The 3,572-nt window shown below is 73.3% G+C and carries 3 protein-coding genes and 2 tRNA genes; all 5 read left to right on the plus strand.

Annotated features, from left to right (window positions below; all coding sequences use genetic code 11):
- The first annotated feature begins 147 nt into the window (after nucleotides 1-147).
- Nucleotides 148-219: transfer RNA gene (locus tag HW445_RS22615), tRNA-Gly, on the plus strand.
- Nucleotides 220-304: 85 nt separating this feature from the next.
- A tRNA-Gly gene (locus tag HW445_RS22620) sits at nucleotides 305-380 on the plus strand.
- A gap of 147 nt (nucleotides 381-527) precedes the next feature.
- Complete coding sequence (locus tag HW445_RS22625) at nucleotides 528-1,538, plus strand: ABC transporter ATP-binding protein (RefSeq protein WP_180222804.1); 1,011 nt, start codon at nucleotides 528-530, stop codon at nucleotides 1,536-1,538.
- Nucleotides 1,535-2,341 (plus strand): ABC transporter permease, encoded by an 807-nt coding sequence (locus HW445_RS22630; protein WP_180222805.1) that lies wholly within the window; start codon nucleotides 1,535-1,537, stop codon nucleotides 2,339-2,341. The genes HW445_RS22625 and HW445_RS22630 overlap by 4 nt, the downstream gene beginning before the upstream one ends.
- 136 nt (nucleotides 2,342-2,477) lie before the next feature.
- The coding region (locus HW445_RS22635; protein ID WP_180222806.1) for a histidine kinase at nucleotides 2,478-3,572 on the plus strand (1,095 nt) is incomplete at its 3' end.

Genomic DNA, 3,572 nt, shown 5'->3' on the forward strand with positions numbered 1-3,572 from the left:
CCGCCCGGCTGCCCGCCGCCCCACGGGGGCCGGCGGGCGGCCTCGCGGTCACCCGTCCGGGGAATGGACTTGCGCTGCACCCCAGGTGATCAGTTAGAGTTCAGGCACGCCGAGGGGCGAGGCCGAAAGGCCGGAACCCCGAACCGTGCGGGTGTAGTTCAGTAGTAGAACACCCCCCTTCCAGGGGGGAGGCGCAGTGTGCGATTCCTGTCACCCGCTCTCACCGGTCCATCGGTACGGAGCACCCCTCCGCATCCGGTAGGCTGGACCACGCGCCGATCGGTGAAAGCCGGTCGGAGGCAATGCGGACGTAGCTCAGTTGGTAGAGCGCAACCTTGCCAAGGTTGAGGTCGCGAGTTCGAGCCTCGTCGTCCGCTCCAGTTTCGAAGGCCCCGGTCATGCGACCGGGGCCTTCGGCTTTTCCCCACCCACTTCCCGGTGCCTTTCGGATCTCGACTGACATTTGTCATACGAGCCGATGACACGAGGCACTGTTGTGCGCCCCCGCCCGACGGGAGGCTGAGGTCATGGACATCAGCAAGGGCGAGCGGGTGATAGAGGTCACCGACCTCCGCCGCGTCTACAAGGGCGGGTACGAGGCGGTGCGCGGCATCTCCTTCTCGGTGGGCCGCGGCGAGGTCTTCGCGCTCCTCGGCACCAACGGGGCGGGCAAGACCTCGACCGTGGAGCTGCTGGAGGGCATGGACCGCCCGGCCGGCGGGCGCATCCGGGTACTGGGGCACGACCCGTACCGCGAACGTGCCGCCGTCCGCCCCCGCACCGGGGTGATGCTCCAGGAAGGCGGCTTCCCGGCCGGGCTGTCCGTCGCCGAGACGGCCCGCATGTGGGCCGGCTGCACCAGCGGCGCCCGCCCCGAGGGCGAGGTCCTGGAGCTGGTCGGGCTCGGCCACCGCACCGGCGTGAAGGTCAAGCAACTGTCCGGCGGCGAACGCCGGCGCCTGGACCTGGCGCTGGCCCTGCTGGGCGACCCCGAGGTGCTGTTCCTGGACGAGCCCACCACCGGCCTGGACGCCGAGGGCCGCCGGGAGACCTGGGAGCTGGTCCGGGCGCTGCGCGATCAGGGCACCACCGTGCTGCTGACCACCCATTACCTGGAGGAGGCCGAGGACCTGGCCGACCGGCTGGCCATCCTCCACGAGGGCCGGATCGCCGCCTCCGGCACACCGGCCGAGGTCACCGCCGCCCGGCCCTCCCGGATCTCGTTCGAGCTGCCCACCGGCCGTCTGCCGGGTGACCTGCCGCCGCTCGCCCCGATGGGCGTCGTCGGCCACGAGACCGAGGGAACGCTGCTGCGGCTGCACACCCGCGAGCTGCAGCGGACCGCCACCGAGCTGCTGACCTGGGCCGCCGCCGAGGGCGTGGAGCTGCGGCGGCTCGACGTGCGGTCCGCGTCCCTGGAGGAGGCGTTCCTCGACATCGCCCGCGAGGCCGGCGGACGGCCGGGCAGGCCGGGCACCGGCACGACCGTCGGCCAGGGCGCCGCCCGCGAGACGGAGAAGACGGAGAAGGCAGCATGAGCACCCCCACGATCGCCACCCGCACCGCGCGGAGCGGCGCGACCACCCCCGCCGGCCGTCTGCTGGCGTTGAGCCGGGCCGAGTTCACGCTGCTGCTGCGCAACCGCAGCGCCGTGATCACCGCCCTGTTCGTCCCGTTGCTGCTGCCGTTCAGCGTCCACCAGGGCATGCGGGAGATGGATCTGGCGGCCCACGGACTCAGTCTCGGCGTGATGATGCTGACCTCCGGGATCGGCTTCTCGCTGCTCTTCGCGGTCTACGCCACGCTGGTCTCCACCTACGTCGCCCGCCGCGAGGAGCTGGTGCTGAAGCGGCTGCGGACCGGGGAGGCGTCCGACGCCGAGATCCTCGGCGGCGCGGCCGTCCCCGTCCTCACCGTCAGCGTGGCCCAGTCGCTGCTGATGGGAGCGGTCTGCGCCGCGCTGCTGGACATCGGCGCGCCCCGGGCGCCGCACCTGCTGGTGCTGGGCGTGGTGCTGGGCACCCTCCTGTGCGCGGCGCTGGGCGCGGCGACGGCCGGCCTCACCAAGACCGTGGAGAGCAGCCAGGTCTCCTCGCTGCCGTTCCTCTTCGTGACCCTGCTCAGCTCCGGCATGGCCTTCCCCACCGAGGCGATGCCCGACGGGATGGCCGCGGTGTGCGACCTGCTGCCGCTCTCCCCGGCGATCCGCCTGATCCGTGAGGGCTGGCTCGGGACCATGACGGCCGGTGAGGCGCTGACCGCCGTGGTCACCGCGCTGGCCTGGATCGTGGTGGCCGTGTTTGCTGTACGGCGGTGGTTCCGGTGGGACCCCCGGCGCTGAGGTCCTGACGGGCCCGAAGGGCGCCGGTACGCCGGTGCGGGAGGACCCGTACCGGCGCCGGTGCCGGTACGGAAGAGCCCGAAGGGCGCCGGTGCGGGAGGGCCCCACGGCCCCGGTAGGGAGAGGAGGACGCCGCGTGCGGCAGTGGTGGGGGAGGAAGAGCACCCCGGCGAAGGTGGAGACGTACACCAGGTGGTCGTTCCACGGCTTCGCCCTGACCGAGGCCGGAGCGGCGGTGCCGCTGGCGGCTCCCCTCGGGTTCCCCGACGCGGTGCCGGTGGTCCTGGTCGTCGTCGTCCACGCCGCCCTGTGCGCGGTGACCGCCTCGCGCGCCCTGGACTGGACCCGCGGCCTGCGTGAGCACCCGCGGCGTCTGACGTACACCCTCGGCGTGGTGACCGCCGTGGTGGCGGTGGGAGCGGTGCTGCTGGCGGGCCGGACGGAAGCGGAACCCGTCCAGCAGACGGCCGGCGCGGTCTTCGCGATGGTGCTGGCGTTCGGCGGCGGCATCCTGGTCCTCGGCGTCCGCAACCGGGCCCGGATCCCCGCCGCGGTGGGCGGGTTCGGGCTGGGGACCGGCGTGGTGACCGTGGCGGACGGCATGCCCGTCGCCGTCGCGCTCGGGGTCTCCTTGGCCGTCCTGCTCATCACCGGCTTCATGGCCTTCACCTCCGTCTTCACGGTCTGGCTGCTCGACGCCGTCTACGAACTGGACGAGGCCCGGGAGAACCGGGCCCGGCTGGCGGTCGCCGAGGAGCGACTGCGGTTCGGGCGGGACCTGCACGACGTGCTCGGGCGCAACCTCGCGGTGATCGCGCTCAAGAGCGAGCTGGCCGTGGAACTGGCACGGCGCGGACGGCCCGAGGCGGTGGACCAGATGACCGAGGTCGAACGGATCGCCCAGGAGTCGCAGCGCGAGGTGCGCGCGGTGGTGCGGGGCTACCGCCGGGCCGACCTCGGCGTCGAGATCGCCGGCGCCCGGAGCGTGCTGGAGGCCGCCGGGATCACCTGCGAGGTGTCCGTGGCCGCTCCCGAGCTGCCCGCCGAGACGCAGTCGGCACTGGCCTGGGTGGTGCGGGAGGCGACGACCAACGTGCTGCGGCACGGAAACGCCCGGCGGTGCGTGGTGACCGTCGGCAGGAAGGACGGACGAGTGGTGCTGACCGTGGAGAACGACGGGGCGCGGGCCGTCGGCGGACCCGGCGGCTCGGGACTGGCCGGGCTGCGCGAA

The sequence above is a fragment of the Streptomyces sp. UH6 genome (assembly GCF_013421635.1).
Lineage (GTDB): Bacteria > Actinomycetota > Actinomycetes > Streptomycetales > Streptomycetaceae > Streptomyces > Streptomyces abyssomicinicus.